This window comes from Seohaeicola sp. 4SK31, from assembly GCF_028802875.1.
In the GTDB taxonomy this organism is placed as follows: Bacteria; Pseudomonadota; Alphaproteobacteria; order Rhodobacterales; family Rhodobacteraceae; genus Seohaeicola.
Map to the genome: position 1 here is coordinate 46,907 of NZ_JARAMP010000017.1, position 15,089 is coordinate 61,995.

Genomic DNA, 15,089 nt, shown 5'->3' on the forward strand with positions numbered 1-15,089 from the left:
GCCCACCCGGCTATGACACGTCTCGTGATCATCGTAAGGACATGGCGCATGGGCCGGTAACGGACACCCAAAAGGTACCCCATGCGCCCCCGACAAAATCGGGGGCTTTTTTATGCGAATGGATGACGTCGACAACGGAGCAAAGCACATGACACGTCAGATGACCGGAGCGAGAATGGTGGTTCAGGCCCTCAAGGATCAGGGTGTGGACGTCGTATTCGGATATCCCGGCGGCGCCGTGCTACCGATTTACGACGAGATCTTTCAGCAGAACGAGATCCAGCACATTCTGGTGCGGCATGAACAGGGCGCGGTCCATGCGGCCGAGGGCTATGCGCGCGCAACCGGCAAGCCCGGTGTGGTGCTGGTGACTTCGGGCCCCGGAGCGACCAATGCGGTGACGGGTCTGACCGATGCGCTGATGGACAGCATTCCGATTGTCGTGCTGACCGGACAGGTGCCGACCTTCATGATCGGCAATGATGCCTTTCAGGAGGCCGATACCGTCGGCATCACGCGGCCCTGCACCAAGCATAACTGGCTGGTCAAGGACACCGAGAAACTGTCCACCGTGCTGCATGAGGCGTTTCACGTCGCCATGACCGGCCGCCCCGGCCCGGTGCTGGTGGATATTCCCAAGGATGTACAATTCGCATCCGGCACCTATCACGCGCCGCAAAAGGGCGGCTCGCGCCGCTATCAGCCGCAGGTCAAGGGCGATCTGGACGCGATCACCGCATTGGTGGCCGCGCTGGAGACGGCAAAGCGCCCCATCTTCTATACCGGCGGCGGCGTCATCAACTCGGGCCCTGCCGCCAGCCAGCTTCTGCGCGAGTTGGTCGAGGCGACAGGCTTTCCCATCACCTCGACCCTGATGGGTCTGGGCGCCTACCCCGCATCGGGCAAGCATTGGCTGGGCATGCTGGGGATGCACGGGCTTTATGAGGCGAACATGGCCATGCATGGCTGCGATCTGATGATCAACATCGGCGCGCGCTTCGACGACCGGATCACGGGGCGCGTGGATGCGTTCAGCCCCAATTCCAAGAAGGCGCATATCGACATTGATCCGTCGTCCATCAACAAGGTGATACGCGTCGATATCCCCATCGTGGGCGATGTGGCCCATGTGCTGGAGGATATGCTCAAGATCTGGAAGGCGCGCGGGCGCAAGACCAACAAGGAAGGTCTGGCCAAGTGGTGGACCCAGATCAATGAATGGCGCAAGGTTGATTGCCTGAAGTTCGAGCAGAAGGGCAAGGTCATCAAGCCGCAATATGCGCTGAAACGTCTGGAAGAGCTGACCAAGACCTATGACCGCTATATCTGCACCGAAGTGGGCCAGCATCAGATGTGGGCGGCGCAATACCTGAATTTCGAGGGGCCGAACCGCTGGATGACATCGGGCGGTCTGGGCACGATGGGCTATGGCTTCCCGGCCTCGATCGGTGTGCAGATGGCGCATCCCGATGCGCTGGTGATCAACGTGGCAGGCGAAGCGTCGTGGCTGATGAACATGCAGGAAATGGGCACGGCGATGCAGTTCAACCTGCCCGTCAAGCAGTTCATCCTGAACAACGAACGCCTTGGCATGGTGCGCCAGTGGCAGGAATTGCTGCATGGCCAGCGCTATTCGCATAGCTGGTCGGAATCCCTGCCCGATTTCGTGAAACTGGCCGAGGCTTTCGGGGCCAAGGGCATTCTGTGCACCGATGCCGATGATCTGGACGATGCGATCATGGAGATGATCAATTACGACGGGCCGGTGATCTTTGACTGTCTGGTGGAAAAGCACGAGAACTGCTTCCCCATGATCCCCTCGGGCAAGGCTCACAACGAAATGCTGCTGGGCGATGCATCGACCAAGGATGTGATCGGCGCGAAAGGGGCGGTGATGGTCTGACCCTGCCCCGCAGGACCGACCCCACCGACCCGGACATCATCAAAGGACCAAGACCATGTCTGCACTACAGATCAAGAAGGGCGCGACCAGCCATTCGGCCTATAACCTGCGGTCAACATTCTCGGATGTCGAGGAGCGTCACACGCTGGCGGTGATCGTCGATAACGAGGCGGGCGTTCTGGCCCGCGTGATCGGCCTGTTCTCGGGGCGCGGTTACAATATCGAAAGCCTGACCGTGGCCGAGATCGACCATACCGGGCATCTGAGCCGGATCACCATCGTGACCACCGGCACGCCGCAGGTGATCGAGCAGATCAAGGCGCAGCTGGGCCGCATCGTGCCCGTGCATGAGGTGCATGACCTGACGGTCGAGGGCGCGGCGGTCGAGCGTGAACTGGCGCTGTTCAAGGTGGCGGGCACCGGTGACAAGCGGGTCGAGGCGCTGCGTCTGGCCGATATCTTCCGCGCCAATGTGGTGGACAGCACGCTGACCAGTTTCGTGTTCGAGATCACCGGCGCGCCGGAAAAGATCGACGCGTTTGCGGAACTGATGCGCCCCCTTGGATTGCAGGAAGTGGCGCGGACCGGCGTGGCGGCATTGTCGCGCGGGACTGTCTGAAACTTTATCCTAAACTTCAGGAAGGCGCGACAACCTTTTGGTGTCGCGCCTTTTTTTCATGCCTCGACTGTCACCAACCTATAAAGGTGCCATGTGGCATGGCCCAGCAGCGGCAGCACCAGAAACAGGCCCAGAAAGGCCGGAATCAGGGCGGCGAAGGTCAGCATGGCGATCAGTGCGGCCCATGCCAGCATCGGCACCGGATTGGCGGTGACGATCTGGAAACTGGTGATCATCGCGGTGACGAAATCCACCTCACGCTCCAGCAGCAGAGGAAGGGCGATCACCGTGATCATATAGAGCAACAGCGCAAAGATGCCGCCGACCACCGTGCCGACCGCCAGCATCGCAAGGCCGTTGGGTGTCAGGAACACCCCGAAAGAGCTTGATATATTGGTCATCGTGGACAGGCCCATGAACAGGGCAAAGATCATGTGGGCCAGAAAGAACCAGAACAGAAAGACCATGATGATGATCGCGCAGATCGAGGGAAGTTGTCGCCGTGATTGGCGCAAGACCACGCTGAGGATTTCCGACATCACCAGCGTGCGTCCCTGCTCCAGCCTGCGGCTGACATCGTAAAGCCCCACGGCGGCAAAGGGGCCGACCAGCGGAAAACCGACTGCTGCAAAGACCAGCCAATAGGTCTTGCCCGTGACCCATGTAATCCATGCCAGCACAAGCCCCAGCGCGACATAGACCGAGGCGAAGAAAAGCCCGTAGAGCGGCGCGCGGCGCATGTCGGCCCAGCCGCGCCGCAACGCCTCGGACAACATCGCAAGGCTGACCGATCCGATTTCGGGCAGCCCTTCCTTGGGTGTATCCGGCATGGTCCCTCCCCGTCACATTCCGGTTCTCGCGGATGAGACGCGCAAACGCGGGGAAAAGCAAGCCTCAGGACAGCTGCGGCGGGCGCGTGTTCGGCCAGTCGGTGGCGCGGTGCCAGGCCTGTGCCAGTTGCAACAGACCCGCATCATCGCCATGCCGCCCGAACAGCTGCATCCCCATCGGCAGGCCCGCCCCCGGCGTGCCTTGCGCGCCGAAACCTGCGGGCACGCAGACAGCAGGAAGGCCGATCAGGCTGACGGGAATCACCACCTCCATCCAGCGGTGATAGGTGTCCATCTGCTGGCCTGCGATTTCTTTCGGCCAGTCCAGATCGACGGCAAAGGGCCACAGCTGCGCCGAGGGCAGCACCAGCGCATCATAGGTCTCGAACAGTTCGGCCGCGCGCGCATACCAGCGCGACCGGATCACGCTGGCGCGCTGGATCTGCATCGGCGTCAGGGCAAGGCCGGTTTCGATCTCCCAGATCGCTTCGGGTTTCAGGAGTTTGCGCTTGGCTGGGTCGGAATAAAGCGGATCCAGCCGCCCGGCATTGGCGAAGGCGCGCAGGGTAAGCCAGCTGTCCCAGATCTCGGCCGCGCTGAAGGGGGCATCGACAGCCTCGACGGTGCAACCAAGATCGGCAAAGCCCTGCACGGCGCTGCCCACCAGATCCAGGACGCCCTCCTCCATCGCATAGGCCCCGCCCCAATCGGCAAGATATCCGATGCGGCGGCCTTTCACATCCGCGTCGATCCCGTCCAGATACCCGGCTTTCGGCAGGCCGAAGGGCACGCGGGGGTCGGGTCCGGCCTGCACCTCCAACAGCGCGGCCATGTCGCGCGGGCTGCGCGCCATCGGCCCAAGGGTGGCCAAGGGGTGCAGGAAGGTATCGCCCACCGGATCGGCGGGGATACGGCCCCAGCTGGGGCGCATGCCATAGACATTGCACCAGCCCGCAGGGTTGCGCAGTGAACCCATCATGTCCGACCCGTCCGTGACCGACAGCATCCGCGCCGCCAGCGCCGCCGCCGCCCCACCGGACGATCCGCCCACGGTGCGGGTCGAGTCATAGGGGTTCAGTGTCGCGCCATGCACGGGGTTGAAGGTATGGCTGCCCAGCCCGAATTCGGGGGTGTTCGTCTTGCCGATGAACAGCCCCCCCGCCGCACGCATCCGCGCGACCATGCCGCAATCGGCCTTGGGCACGAAATCGGCAAAGGCAGGCGAGCCCATCGAGGTGGGAATGCCCGCCACATCGGCCAGATCCTTGACCGCCAAGGGGATGCCGTGCAGCCAGCCCTTGCGGGGCGCGTTGTCGGCGGCCTTCGCCTCGGCCATCAGCGTATCGGGGTCACGCAGACTGACCACGGCGTTGATGTCGGGATTCACCCGGTCGATCTGGTCCAGCGTGGCCTGCATCAGCTCGGCCGCGCTGATCTGGCGCGTCTCCAGCATCGACGACAGCTCCAGCGCGTCGCGGTTCATCAGATCGTCCATAGGTCATCCCTCCCTGCCCCGGTGTCGGGGGCAGTTTCGTCAGATAACCGTCCGGGGATCAAGCGGAATTCAGTCGGCGGCCTGCGCTTCGGCGCGGGATTTGCCGGACACGTCCATGGCCAGCGTCGCGGCCATCAGCCCGTCCAGATCGCCGTCCAGCACGCCTTGGGTATCGGATGTTTCAAACCCGGTGCGCAGGTCCTTGACCATCTGATAGGGTTGCAGGACGTAAGACCGGATCTGGTTGCCCCAGCCCGCCTCGCCCTTGGCGGCATGCGCCTCGTTGATGGCGGCATTGCGCTTGTCCAGTTCCAGTTGATAAAGCCGCGATTTCAGCGCCTTCATGGCGATGTCGCGGTTCTGGTGCTGCGACTTTTCCGAACTGGTCACAACGATGCCTGTCGGCAGGTGCGTGATCCGCACCGCCGAGTCGGTGGTGTTCACGTGCTGCCCGCCCGCACCGGAGGACCGGTAGGTGTCGATGCGGATGTCGTTCGGGGCCACTTCGATTTCGATATTGTCATCCACCACGGGATAGACCCAGACCGAGGAGAAGGACGTGTGCCGCCTTGCGGCGCTGTCATAGGGGCTGATGCGGACAAGGCGATGCACGCCCGATTCCGATTTCATCCAGCCATAGGCATTGTGGCCCGAGATCTTGTAGACGACCGATTTGATCCCTGCCTCTTCGCCGGGGCTTTGGGCCTGCATCTCGACCTTGTAGCCCTTGCGCTCGGCCCAGCGGACATACATGCGCGCAAGGATGCTGGCCCAGTCGCAGCTTTCCGTGCCGCCCGCGCCTGCGTTGATTTCAAGGAACGCATCATTGCCATCCGCCTCGCCGTCCAGCAGGGCTTCCAGTTCCTTTTCGGCGGCCTTGACCTTGAGCGCCTTCAGCGCGGCTTCGGCCTCCTTGACGACTTCGGCATCGTCTTCCATCTCGCCCAGTTCGATCAGGTCGATATTGTCCTGCAATTCCTGCGCGATGCCCGTCACGGTGCCGATGGCATCGACAAGGTTCTGGCGGTCCCGCATCAGGGCCTGCGCCTTTTCGGGATCGTTCCAGAGCGTCGGGTCCTCGACACGGGCGTTGAATTCCTCAAGCCGGTGGGGGGCCATCTCCCAGTCCATGCGCTGGCGCAGCAACTCCAGCGATTTCTGGATCTCGGCAATCGTGTTCTGAACCTCGGCGCGCATGGGTCTTCCTGCTGGATGGATCAAGGATGGGATCGGATGATCGCCCCGCGTGATAGACCAGCAAGGGCTGCGGGGCAAGCGGGCGGGCTATCGTCAGTAAAGCCTGCCCTAATAAAGCCCGCCTGACGAGACGGTGCCGAAATCGGCCTTGGGTCCGACCGTGGCGGTGCTGCCGGTCGAGGTTGTCACCTCGCGGCCCAGACGCGCGCCCGCTTCCTGCACCAAGGGCAGGTTCGATCCCATGGCAAAGCCACCGTCATACATCACGCCAAAGATCGGCTCTTCGCCGTCGCGGAAATATTCGGCCACCACATAATCGCCGGTGGCGTCATCCGACAGCCGCGCGCCTGTGAAACGGTCGATCTTGATGAAGCGCCCGCCCGGCGGAATGGCGAAGGGTCCGCCGCCATATTTCGCCGTGGCCTTCTTCATGAACTCCTGAAACACAGGGCCGCACATGCCGCCGCCCGAGGCGCCGCGGCCCAGAGGGCGGGGCTGGTCATAGCCGATATAGCAGCCCGCCACGATATTGCTGGTGAAGCCGACGAACCAGACATCCTTGGAATCATTGGTCGTGCCGGTCTTGCCCGCCACGGGCACGTCCAGCCCGACGGTGCGCGCGGCCGTGCCGCGTTCGACCACACCGGTCATCATCGAGGTCAGCTGATAGGCGGTGATCGCGTTCATCACCCGTTCGCGATTGCTGTCGATCCGGGGCGCCTCGCCGGGGGCCAGACCGGGCACAAGGCAATCGACGCAGTTGCGCTGATCATGGCGATAGATGGTGCGGCCATAGCGGTCCTGCACGCGGTCCACCAATGTGGGCTGCACACGCTCTCCGCCATTGGCGAACATCGCATAGGCGGCGACCATCTGGAACAGCGTGGTTTCCTCGGACCCCAGCGAGTTGGCAAGGAAGCGGCCCATATTGTCATAGACGCCGAATTTCTCGGCATATTCGGCCACGATATCCATGCCCACTTCCTGCGCCAGACGGATGGTCATCAGGTTGCGGGACATCTCGATGCCGGTGCGCAGCGGGGTTGGCCCGTAGAACTGGTTCGAGGAGTTGCGCGGCCGCCACAGACCCTGCGGCGTGTTGATCTCGATGGGCGCGTCCACCACGATCGTGGCGGGGCTATAGCCGCTGTCCAATGCAGCGGCATAGACGAAAGGCTTGAAACTGGAACCGGGCTGACGGCGCGCCTGCGTGGCGCGGTTGAAGACCGAATCCTGATAGCTGAACCCGCCCTGCATGGCGATGACACGGCCGGTATTGACGTCCATGGCCATGAAACCGCCCTGCACCTCGGGCACCTGACGCAGGCTCCAGCGGACAAACCTGTCGCTGCCATCTTCGGTGATGGCGCGCACAAGAACGACATCACCCTTTTCGACCAGATCGCCGGGCACCTGCGCGCGGCGGCCCAGAGTGCCGTTCTCCAGCCGCTTGCGCGCCCACGTGACATCCGTGGCCGAGATCACGTGATCCTCGCCATCCTGCCCTTCGATGCCCAGACGCGCCTCGCTCCCGGCAACCTCCAGCACGACGGCGGGGAACCACTGGCCGTTCAGGTCGATGTCGCGCGGCACCTCGGCCCGCGCCAGCGCCTCGCGCCAGTCCGACAGCTCTTCCGCTGTCAGCTTGCGCCCTGTACCGCGCCAGATCCCCCCCTCGCGGTCGTAATCCTCCAGCGCCCGGCGCATCGCCTTGGCCGCCTCCACCTGCATTTCGGGGTCGATGGTGGCGCGCACGGTCATGCCGCCCGAGAAGAACTCTTCCTCGCCGAAATCCAGTGACAACTGGCGGCGAATCTCGTCGGTGAAATAGTCGCGCGGCGGCAGGGCCGAGCGGAAGGTTTCGAAATCGCCCGCCTGCACCGAGCGCAGCGGCATCGCGACCTCGGCCTCGTATTCCGCATCGGTCAGATAGCCGTTCTCGTTCATTTCGCGCAGCACGAAGTTGCGCCGCGCCAGCAAGCGATCCGCCCGACGGACGGGATGATAATCCGAGGGAGCTTTGGGCAGCGAGGCGAGGAACGCCGCCTCATGCGGGGCCAGATCGCGCAGGGGCTTGTTGAAATAGGTCAGCGCCGCTGCCGTCACGCCATAGGAGTTCTGGCCAAGGAAAATCTCGTTCAGGTAAAGCTCAAGGATGCGGTCCTTGCTGAGCGTTTCCTCAAGCCGGGTGGCCAGGATGATCTCCTTGATCTTGCGTTCCGCCGCGCGTTCGCCGCCCAGAAGAAAGTTCTTCATCACCTGCTGGGTGATCGTGGACGCGCCGCGCACGTCCTGCCCGCGCGAGGCAATCGCGTCATAGGCCGCCGCCGCGATGCCGCGCGCGTCATAGCCTTTGTGGTTGTAGAAATTCTTGTCCTCGGCCGAAATGAACGCCTGTTTCACCAGATCGGGGATTTCGGCCGCCGGGGTGAACAGGCGCCGTTCCTTGGCGAATTCGTCGATGATCCGGCCTTCGGCCGAATAGATCCGGCTGATCGTGGGCGGCGTGTATTGCGCCAGCGACTCGTGGCTGGGCAGGTCACGGCCATAGATGTAGAAGACCGCGCCGATGCTGATCGCCACGGCGAACACACCGAGCGTCACAAAGGTGAAAAACCCGCCTAGGGTCGAGAGAATGAATCTGATCACGCGGCGCCTCTGAACATGTCGCCCGACTCTATACGCTGCGCGGGCGGCAGGGTCAAAACAAGAACCCGCGACCGCCGGCGGGGTTTTGCCCGGTCCGGCTCGCCGCTACTGGCGCACCAGATCCGAGAGCACCGCATCTTCGGCCACCCAGAGGGACAGGCCCTCGCGGATCGCCTCGGCCATGCGCAGACGCCAGTCCGGGTCACGCAGATTCGCGAGATCGCGTTTGCTGGACAGAAACCCCACTTCCAGCAGGACCGACGGAATATCCGGCGCGCGCAGCACCGAAAAGGCCGCGCGCCGGATGGGGCGGCTGTTGATCGGCAGGTCCGCCGCGCCAATCTCCGCCACCAGTGCCTGCGCCAGACGTTCGGCCCGCGGCTTGGTTTCCTGCCGGGCCAGATCCATCAGGATACCGGCCACCTGATCATCCTGCCCGGTCAGGTCGATGCCCGCCAGCAGATCGTCGCGGTCATGCCGTTCCGCCAGAGAGGCCGAGGCCGCGTCCGAGGCGCTGTCGGACAGAAGATACATGGTCGCGCCATGGGCCTGCCCTTCGGACAGGGCATCGGCATGCAGCGATATGAAGATCTGCCCCCCCGCCGCATGGGCCAGATCCACACGCCGGTCCAGCGAGACGAAACTGTCATCGGTCCGCGTCAGCACTACCTTGAAGTTGCCATCCCGCAGCAGCACCTCCTGCAATTCGCGGGCGAAGGTCAGCATCAGGTCCTTTTCGGACAGCCCGTCACGTTCGGCCCCCGGATCAATGCCGCCATGACCGGGGTCCAGCACCACAACAAGCGGCCCCTCGCCCACGCGGGCCGGGGGTGTGTCCGGCAGGACCTCGGGCGGGGGCAGATCGAAGGACGGGTCGCGCGGTGCTCCGGCGCGGGCGGCGAATTCCTCGGGTGAGGCTGCGCGCAACACCACATGGAGCCGCGCGGTGCCGGTGGTCGGGTCGAGTGCCATGCCCGCCTGATCCAGCACCATGGGCCGTGCCAGATCCAGCACCATACGTGACCAGCCCGGCCGCACCGCGCCAAAGCGCAGGCCACTGATGGCCTCGGCCCGCCCCAAAGCCTCCGGAGTCAGGCCCTGCCAGTCCACCTCGCGGAAATCGAGAACCAGACGGCGGGGCACATCGCCTCCGGCGTCCAACGTATAGGCGCGGTAGGGCACGCCCTGCGAGAGCGCGAGATCCAGCGTCAAGCCGCCCTCTCCCTGCCGCAACCCGCTTTGGGCGGCATCGACCCGCGCCACGGCGCTGAAATCGGCGGATTGGCCCTGTGCCGCAGCGGCAAGCCCGACCCCCCATAGCAGCGCAACCGCTGCAACCAGCCTTACTAGTCTGCTCATGCGCCTCGTTCCGGCTGTTTAGGGGCAGGATATATCACCCGACACGGCGATGCACCCGGCGAAATGCGCGCGGGCTCTCAGCCGCGCGCCGCCATGAACTTCTGCAACCGGGCCAGCCCCTCAACAATATCGGCCGTGGCGCGAGCATAGGAGAACCGCAGCGTGCCTCCCCCGCGCGCGGGGTCGAAATCCAGACCGGGCGTCACGGCCACTCCAGCCGTTTCAAGGATTTCGGCGGCAAAGGCACGGCTGTCATCGGTCAGATGACTGACATCGGCATAGACGTAGAAGGCCCCGTCTGGCGGCGCGATGCGATCAAAGCCCGCCTTTGGCAGACCTTCCAGCATCAGGCGGCGATTCTCGCGATAAACTGCCATATTCGCCTGCAATTCATCGGTGCATTCCATCGCGGCCAAGGCGGCGATCTGGCTGGCATGGGGCGGGCAGATGAACATGTTCTGCGCGATCCGCTCGATGATGCGCACATGATCGGGCGGCACCACCATCCAGCCCACGCGCCAGCCCGTCATGCTGAAATACTTGGAAAACGAGTTGATCACATAGACATCGTCGCTGACCTCCAGCGCGGTCACGGCCTTCGCCTCGTATTCGATGCCGTGATAGATCTCGTCGCTGATGAAGGCGGCCCCTGCCCCTTGGGCGGCGTGGATCAGCGCGGACAGGGCGGGTTTGTCCAGCATGGTGCCGGTGGGATTGGCGGGGGATGCAACCATCAGCCCGGCCAGGTCCATGCCCGCGAAATCCGCCGCAACCGGCTGAAAGCGGTTGGCGGCGGAGGTGGGCAGATCGACGGGTTGCATGCCCAAAGCGCGCAGAATCTGGCGATAGCTGGGATAGCCAGGCGCGCCGATGCCGACCTTGTCGCCGCTGTCGAACAGGGCCGTGAAGGCGAGGATGAAGGCGCCGGACGATCCGGATGTGACCACAACCCGCGCGGGGTCCAGATCGACGCCATACCATTCCCCGTAAAGCTGCGCGATGCGGGCGCGCAGCGCGGGAAGCCCCAGTGCCACGGTATATCCCAGCGCATCGCTGTCCATCGTGCGGGCCAATGCGTCGCGTGCGCCCTGCGGTGCGGGCGTGCCGGGCTGGCCCACCTCCATATGGATGATGTGGCGGCCTGCGGCCTCGGCGGCGCGAGCCGCTTCCATCACATCCATCACAATGAAGGGATCGACCGCCCCGCGCCTTGAGTTTCGCATGTCTTCTTCCCTATGCTCGTGTCGAGGCGCAATTCACAGGGAAACGACGGGCAGGTCAATGCAGAGGCTGGGACATCTTTTCATGGCGGCGCTGCTGTGGCTGGCCATGACCCTGCAGGCCGGGGCTGCAACCCTGATCCGCGATGCCGATATCGAACATGCCCTGTCCGAACTGGCGCGCCCCATCCTCCAGACGGCGGGGCTGTCGCCCAATTCCGTGAAAGTCCTGATCATTCAGGACGATACGATGAACGCCTTCGTTCTGGACAATAACCATATCTTCATCCATTCGGGCCTGCTCTTGCGGATGAAGACCGCCGCGATGCTGCAATCGGTCATCGCGCATGAGGCGGCGCATATCGCCAATGGCCATATGGCCCGGCGCAGCCAGAACATGGCCCGCGCCAATACGATCTCGGGTCTGGGCGTGGCGCTGGCCGCGGCGGCGGCGGCGGCATCAGGGCGTGGCGATGCGGCGGCGGGGCTGGGGCTGGGCATCGGCGGATCGGCACGGCGCGTGTTCATGTCCCATACACGGGCCGAGGAATCCGCCGCCGATAGCGACGGTCTGCGCTATATGGAACGGGCGGGCGTGGACACGCGCGGCTTCTCCGATGTGCTGAACCTGTTTCGCGGGCAGGAAGTGCTGTCAGAGGGACGACAGGACCCCTATGCGCGCACCCATCCCCTGTCGCGCGACCGTCTGCGCGCGGTCGAAGCCTATATCCAGGCCCGCCGGGGCGAGGTGACGCCCGACCCTGCCGCGCAATACTGGTTCGCCCGGATCAACGGCAAGCTGTCGGCCTTTCTGCGCGCGCCGCGCTGGACGCTGGACCGGCTGGATCAAAGCGGCACGGCCGATATCGCCCTGATGCGCGAGGCGGTGGCATGGCACCGCACCCCTGACCCGTCACGGGCCATCGCCGCTGTGGATCGTCTGGTCGCGATGCGGCCCAAGGACCCTTTCGTGCATGACCTGCGCGGGCAGATCCTGCTGGAAAGCCGCCAGTTCGGTGCTGCGGTCAATGCCTACAAGCAGGCGGCGGCCCTGGCACCACAGAACGCCCTGATCCTTGCAGGTCATGGTCGTGCGCTGCTGGCCGCCGATCAACCGAAGGCGGCGTTGCAGGCGCTGACCACCGCGCGGGACCGCGATTTCCGCAACGCGATGATGCTGCGCGATCTGGCCGTGGCCTATGCCAGGACCGGGCAGGATGGCATGGCGTCACTGGTCACGGCGGAACGTTTCGCCCTGATGGGGCGCCTGCCCGATGCGCTGATCCATGCCAACCGCGCCCTGGGCCTTTTGCCGCGCGGATCGGCCCCTTTCAATCGTGCGCAGGATGTGGTCTTTGCCGCCGAAGCCGCCGCAAAACAACGGAGATGAGATTGATGACCCACCCCTTCCGCGCCGTGACGTTGGGCGCTGCCCTGTCCCTGATGGCGCTGACCGCCCCGGCGCAGGCTTTCGACATCACCAGCATGACCGAGGACGAGCGCGCCGCCCTGCGCGAGGAGATCCGCTCGTATCTGCTGGACAACCCCGAAGTCATCATGGAGGCCGTCAGCGTGCTGGAGCAGCGGCAGGCCGAAGCACAGGCGCAGGGCGATGTCGATCTGGTGCGGGTCAATGCCGAGGCGATTTTCGAGGATGATCATTCCTGGGTCGGTGGCAACCCCGAGGGCGATATCACGCTGGTCGAGTTCACCGACTACCGTTGCAGCTTCTGCCGCCGCGCCCATCCCGAGGTGGAACAATTGCTGGAGGCGGATGGCAATATCCGCTTCATCCTCAAGGAATTCCCCATTCTGGGCGAGGAATCCGTCCTGTCCTCGCGGTTTGCCATCGCGGTCAAGCAGATCGCGGGCGATGAGGCCTACAAGGCGGCGCATGATGCGCTGATCAGCTATCGTGGAAACATCACCCCCGAGGCGCTGGAGCGGATCGCGGGCGATCTGGACCTGGATGCCGCCGCCATCATGGCGCAGATGACCAGTGAAGAGGTCACGCAGGTGATCGCGGCCAATCACGCGCTGGCGGGGCGGTTGCAGATCAGCGGAACACCCACCTTCATTCTGGGCGATCAGATGCTGCGCGGCTACATGCCGCTGGCCGACATGCAGGCTTTGGTGGCGCAGACCCGTCAGGAATGAACCGGCGTATTCTGACGGCAGTCGCCTGCGGGCTGGTGCTGGGCGGCCATGGCGCGCAGGCAGACCCGCTGTTCGATGCGGACAGCCGCGCGGCCCTGGGGGCGGAAATCCGGGCGCTGCTCTTGGCCGAACCCGAAATCGTGGAGCGCGCCCTGACCCCGCCTTCGGCCTTTCAGGAGGCGGTCTCGGCCGATATGGACCGGCTGACGCAACTGGCCCCGCGCCTGTTCGATCCGGGCCGCGACGGGTTCGGCGCGGCGGATGCTGCCCTGAAGATCGCGTTCTTCACCCGCGACGACTGCACCGATTGCGCGCAGGCCGAAGCGGACCTGCGGGCGCTGGTGGCCACTTATGACCTGCGCGTCTCGGTGTTTTCCTTGTCAGAGACAGAGGCGCGCGATCTGGCTGCGGCACTGGAGTTGACGGAAAGCCCGGCCTATGTCCTGCCCGACATGATGTTGCAGGGGCACATCCCGCCCGTGGTGCTGGAACGCTATCTGGCGCGCTAGGCTTATTCGGCGGCTTCCGTCGCCGAGGCTACCTTCTTCTCGGCCTCGATGGCTTCGGCGCGGGCCTCGACCTGTTCGACGATATGCTCGATCATCTGGTCATTGCCCAGCTTGTGGCTTTGCTTGCCCGCCAGATAGACCATGCCCGACCCGGCCCCGCCGCCGGTGAAACCGACATCGGTCATCAGCGCCTCGCCCGGACCGTTCACCACGCACCCGATGATGCTCAGGCTCATGGGCGTCTTGATATGCTCCAGCCGCTTTTCCAGCACCTCGACCGTCTTGATCACGTCAAAGCCCTGCCGCGCGCAGGAGGGGCAGGAGATGATGTTGACGCCGCGATGGCGCAGGCCCAGCGATTTCAGGATCTCGAACCCGACCTTGACCTCCTGCACCGGATCGGCGGACAGGGACACGCGGATCGTGTCGCCAATGCCCATCCACAACAGGTTGCCCAGACCGATGGCCGATTTGATCGTGCCGGACACGAATCCCCCCGCCTCGGTGATGCCCAGATGGATGGGCGCATCCGTCGCCTCGGCCAGTTGCTGATAGGCGGCGGCGGCCATGAAGACGTCGGACGCCTTCACGCTGATCTTGAATTCGTGAAAATCGTTGTCCTGCAGGATCTTGATGTGATCCATGCCGGATTCCACCATCGCATCGGGGCAAGGCTCGCCGTATTTGTCCAGCAGATGCTTTTCCAGCGAGCCTGCATTCACGCCGATGCGGATCGAACAGTTGTTGTCGCGCGCGGCCTTGATCACCTCGCGCACGCGCGCGGCATCGCCGATATTGCCGGGGTTGATGCGCAGGCAGGCGGCCCCGGCCTCGGCCGCTTCGATCCCGCGTTTGTAATGGAAATGGATGTCGGCCACGATGGGCACATCGACCTCGCGCACGATCTGGCGCAGGGCGCGCGAGCTGTCCTGATCCGGCACGGAGACGCGGACGATATCCGCGCCCGCCTCGGCCGCCGCGTTGATCTGAGCCACGGTCGCCGCCACATCGGTGGTCAGCGTGTTGGTCATCGTCTGCACCGAGATCGGCGCATCGCCCCCGACAGCCACGCGGCCCACATGGATCATGCGGCTTTTGCGGCGATAGATGTTGCGCCAGGGGCGGATGTGATTGAGCGACATGCGGGTTTC

Annotated in this window: 12 protein-coding genes; 5 read left to right on the forward strand and 7 right to left on the reverse strand. The window is 64.2% G+C overall.

Going from position 1 to position 15,089, the window contains the following annotated elements; genetic code table 11:
• Positions 1-148: 148 nt before the first annotated feature.
• On the forward strand, positions 149-1,903 hold the full coding sequence (locus PVW27_RS14725; protein ID WP_274558944.1) for an acetolactate synthase 3 large subunit: 1,755 nt from the start codon (positions 149-151) through the stop codon (positions 1,901-1,903).
• 55 nt (positions 1,904-1,958) lie between these two features.
• Complete coding sequence (gene ilvN / locus PVW27_RS14730) at positions 1,959-2,522, forward strand: acetolactate synthase small subunit (RefSeq protein ID WP_274558945.1); 564 nt, start codon at positions 1,959-1,961, stop codon at positions 2,520-2,522.
• 56 nt (positions 2,523-2,578) lie between these two features.
• On the opposite strand, the gene PVW27_RS14735 is transcribed toward ilvN, so the two are convergent.
• From PVW27_RS14735 to PVW27_RS14760, 6 genes are all read right to left on the reverse strand, one after another.
• Positions 2,579-3,352 (reverse strand): DUF2189 domain-containing protein, encoded by a 774-nt coding sequence (locus tag PVW27_RS14735; protein WP_274558947.1) that lies wholly within the window; start codon positions 3,350-3,352, stop codon positions 2,579-2,581.
• A 64-nt stretch (positions 3,353-3,416) separates the two neighbouring features.
• Entirely contained in the window at positions 3,417-4,847 is a 1,431-nt protein-coding gene (locus PVW27_RS14740) for an amidase (RefSeq protein WP_274558948.1), read from the reverse strand.
• A gap of 69 nt (positions 4,848-4,916) precedes the next feature.
• Positions 4,917-6,044, reverse strand: a complete 1,128-nt coding sequence (gene prfB / locus PVW27_RS14745) for a peptide chain release factor 2 (RefSeq protein ID WP_274558950.1) — start codon at positions 6,042-6,044, stop codon at positions 4,917-4,919.
• Between the two features lie 108 nt (positions 6,045-6,152).
• Complete coding sequence (locus PVW27_RS14750; protein WP_274558952.1) at positions 6,153-8,693, reverse strand: penicillin-binding protein 1A; 2,541 nt, start codon at positions 8,691-8,693, stop codon at positions 6,153-6,155.
• 105 nt (positions 8,694-8,798) lie between these two features.
• A complete protein-coding gene (locus tag PVW27_RS14755; protein WP_274558954.1) occupies positions 8,799-10,052 on the reverse strand; it encodes an N-acetylmuramoyl-L-alanine amidase in 1,254 nt (417 codons plus the stop codon).
• 77 nt (positions 10,053-10,129) lie between these two features.
• Positions 10,130-11,275, reverse strand: coding sequence for a pyridoxal phosphate-dependent aminotransferase (locus tag PVW27_RS14760; RefSeq protein WP_274558956.1), 1,146 nt, complete (start codon positions 11,273-11,275; stop codon positions 10,130-10,132).
• 58 nt (positions 11,276-11,333) lie between these two features.
• Between PVW27_RS14760 and PVW27_RS14765 the strand changes: the two genes are divergently transcribed.
• From PVW27_RS14765 to PVW27_RS14775, 3 genes are read left to right on the forward strand one after another with little or no spacing between them, the layout of a single operon-like run.
• Positions 11,334-12,662 carry a M48 family metalloprotease gene (locus PVW27_RS14765; RefSeq protein ID WP_274558958.1) on the forward strand — a complete coding sequence of 443 codons (1,329 nt, stop codon included), beginning with the start codon at positions 11,334-11,336 and terminating at the stop codon, positions 12,660-12,662.
• Positions 12,663-12,667: 5 nt separating this feature from the next.
• The gene (locus PVW27_RS14770) at positions 12,668-13,429 is read left to right on the forward strand and encodes a DsbA family protein (RefSeq protein ID WP_274558959.1); all 762 of its coding nucleotides are present in this window, start codon (positions 12,668-12,670) and stop codon (positions 13,427-13,429) included.
• Positions 13,426-13,938 carry a hypothetical protein gene (locus PVW27_RS14775; protein ID WP_274558961.1) on the forward strand — a complete coding sequence of 171 codons (513 nt, stop codon included), beginning with the start codon at positions 13,426-13,428 and terminating at the stop codon, positions 13,936-13,938. Before PVW27_RS14770 ends, PVW27_RS14775 begins: the two co-directional genes overlap by 4 nt.
• 2 nt (positions 13,939-13,940) lie before the next feature.
• Here the strand turns inward: PVW27_RS14775 and ispG are convergent, their stop codons facing one another.
• Positions 13,941-15,080, reverse strand: coding sequence for a flavodoxin-dependent (E)-4-hydroxy-3-methylbut-2-enyl-diphosphate synthase (gene ispG, locus PVW27_RS14780; protein WP_274558963.1), 1,140 nt, complete (start codon positions 15,078-15,080; stop codon positions 13,941-13,943).
• Positions 15,081-15,089 lie beyond the last annotated feature (9 nt).

Bases quoted from the DNA above. Each gene is read 5' to 3' on its own strand.
- PVW27_RS14770 (WP_274558959.1), top strand. From the start codon at position 12,668: ATGACCCACCCCTTCCGCGCCGTGACGTTGGGCGCTGCCCTGTCCCTG.
- PVW27_RS14740 (WP_274558948.1), bottom strand. From the start codon at position 4,847: ATGGACGATCTGATGAACCGCGACGCGCTGGAGCTGTCGTCGATGCTG.
- prfB (WP_274558950.1), bottom strand. From the start codon at position 6,044: ATGCGCGCCGAGGTTCAGAACACGATTGCCGAGATCCAGAAATCGCTG.
- PVW27_RS14725 (WP_274558944.1), top strand. From the start codon at position 149: ATGACACGTCAGATGACCGGAGCGAGAATGGTGGTTCAGGCCCTCAAG.
- PVW27_RS14775 (WP_274558961.1), top strand. From the start codon at position 13,426: ATGAACCGGCGTATTCTGACGGCAGTCGCCTGCGGGCTGGTGCTGGGC.
- PVW27_RS14760 (WP_274558956.1), bottom strand. From the start codon at position 11,275: ATGCGAAACTCAAGGCGCGGGGCGGTCGATCCCTTCATTGTGATGGAT.
- PVW27_RS14765 (WP_274558958.1), top strand. From the start codon at position 11,334: ATGCAGAGGCTGGGACATCTTTTCATGGCGGCGCTGCTGTGGCTGGCC.
- ispG (WP_274558963.1), bottom strand. From the start codon at position 15,080: ATGTCGCTCAATCACATCCGCCCCTGGCGCAACATCTATCGCCGCAAA.
- PVW27_RS14755 (WP_274558954.1), bottom strand. From the start codon at position 10,052: ATGAGCAGACTAGTAAGGCTGGTTGCAGCGGTTGCGCTGCTATGGGGG.
- ilvN (WP_274558945.1), top strand. From the start codon at position 1,959: ATGTCTGCACTACAGATCAAGAAGGGCGCGACCAGCCATTCGGCCTAT.
- PVW27_RS14735 (WP_274558947.1), bottom strand. From the start codon at position 3,352: ATGCCGGATACACCCAAGGAAGGGCTGCCCGAAATCGGATCGGTCAGC.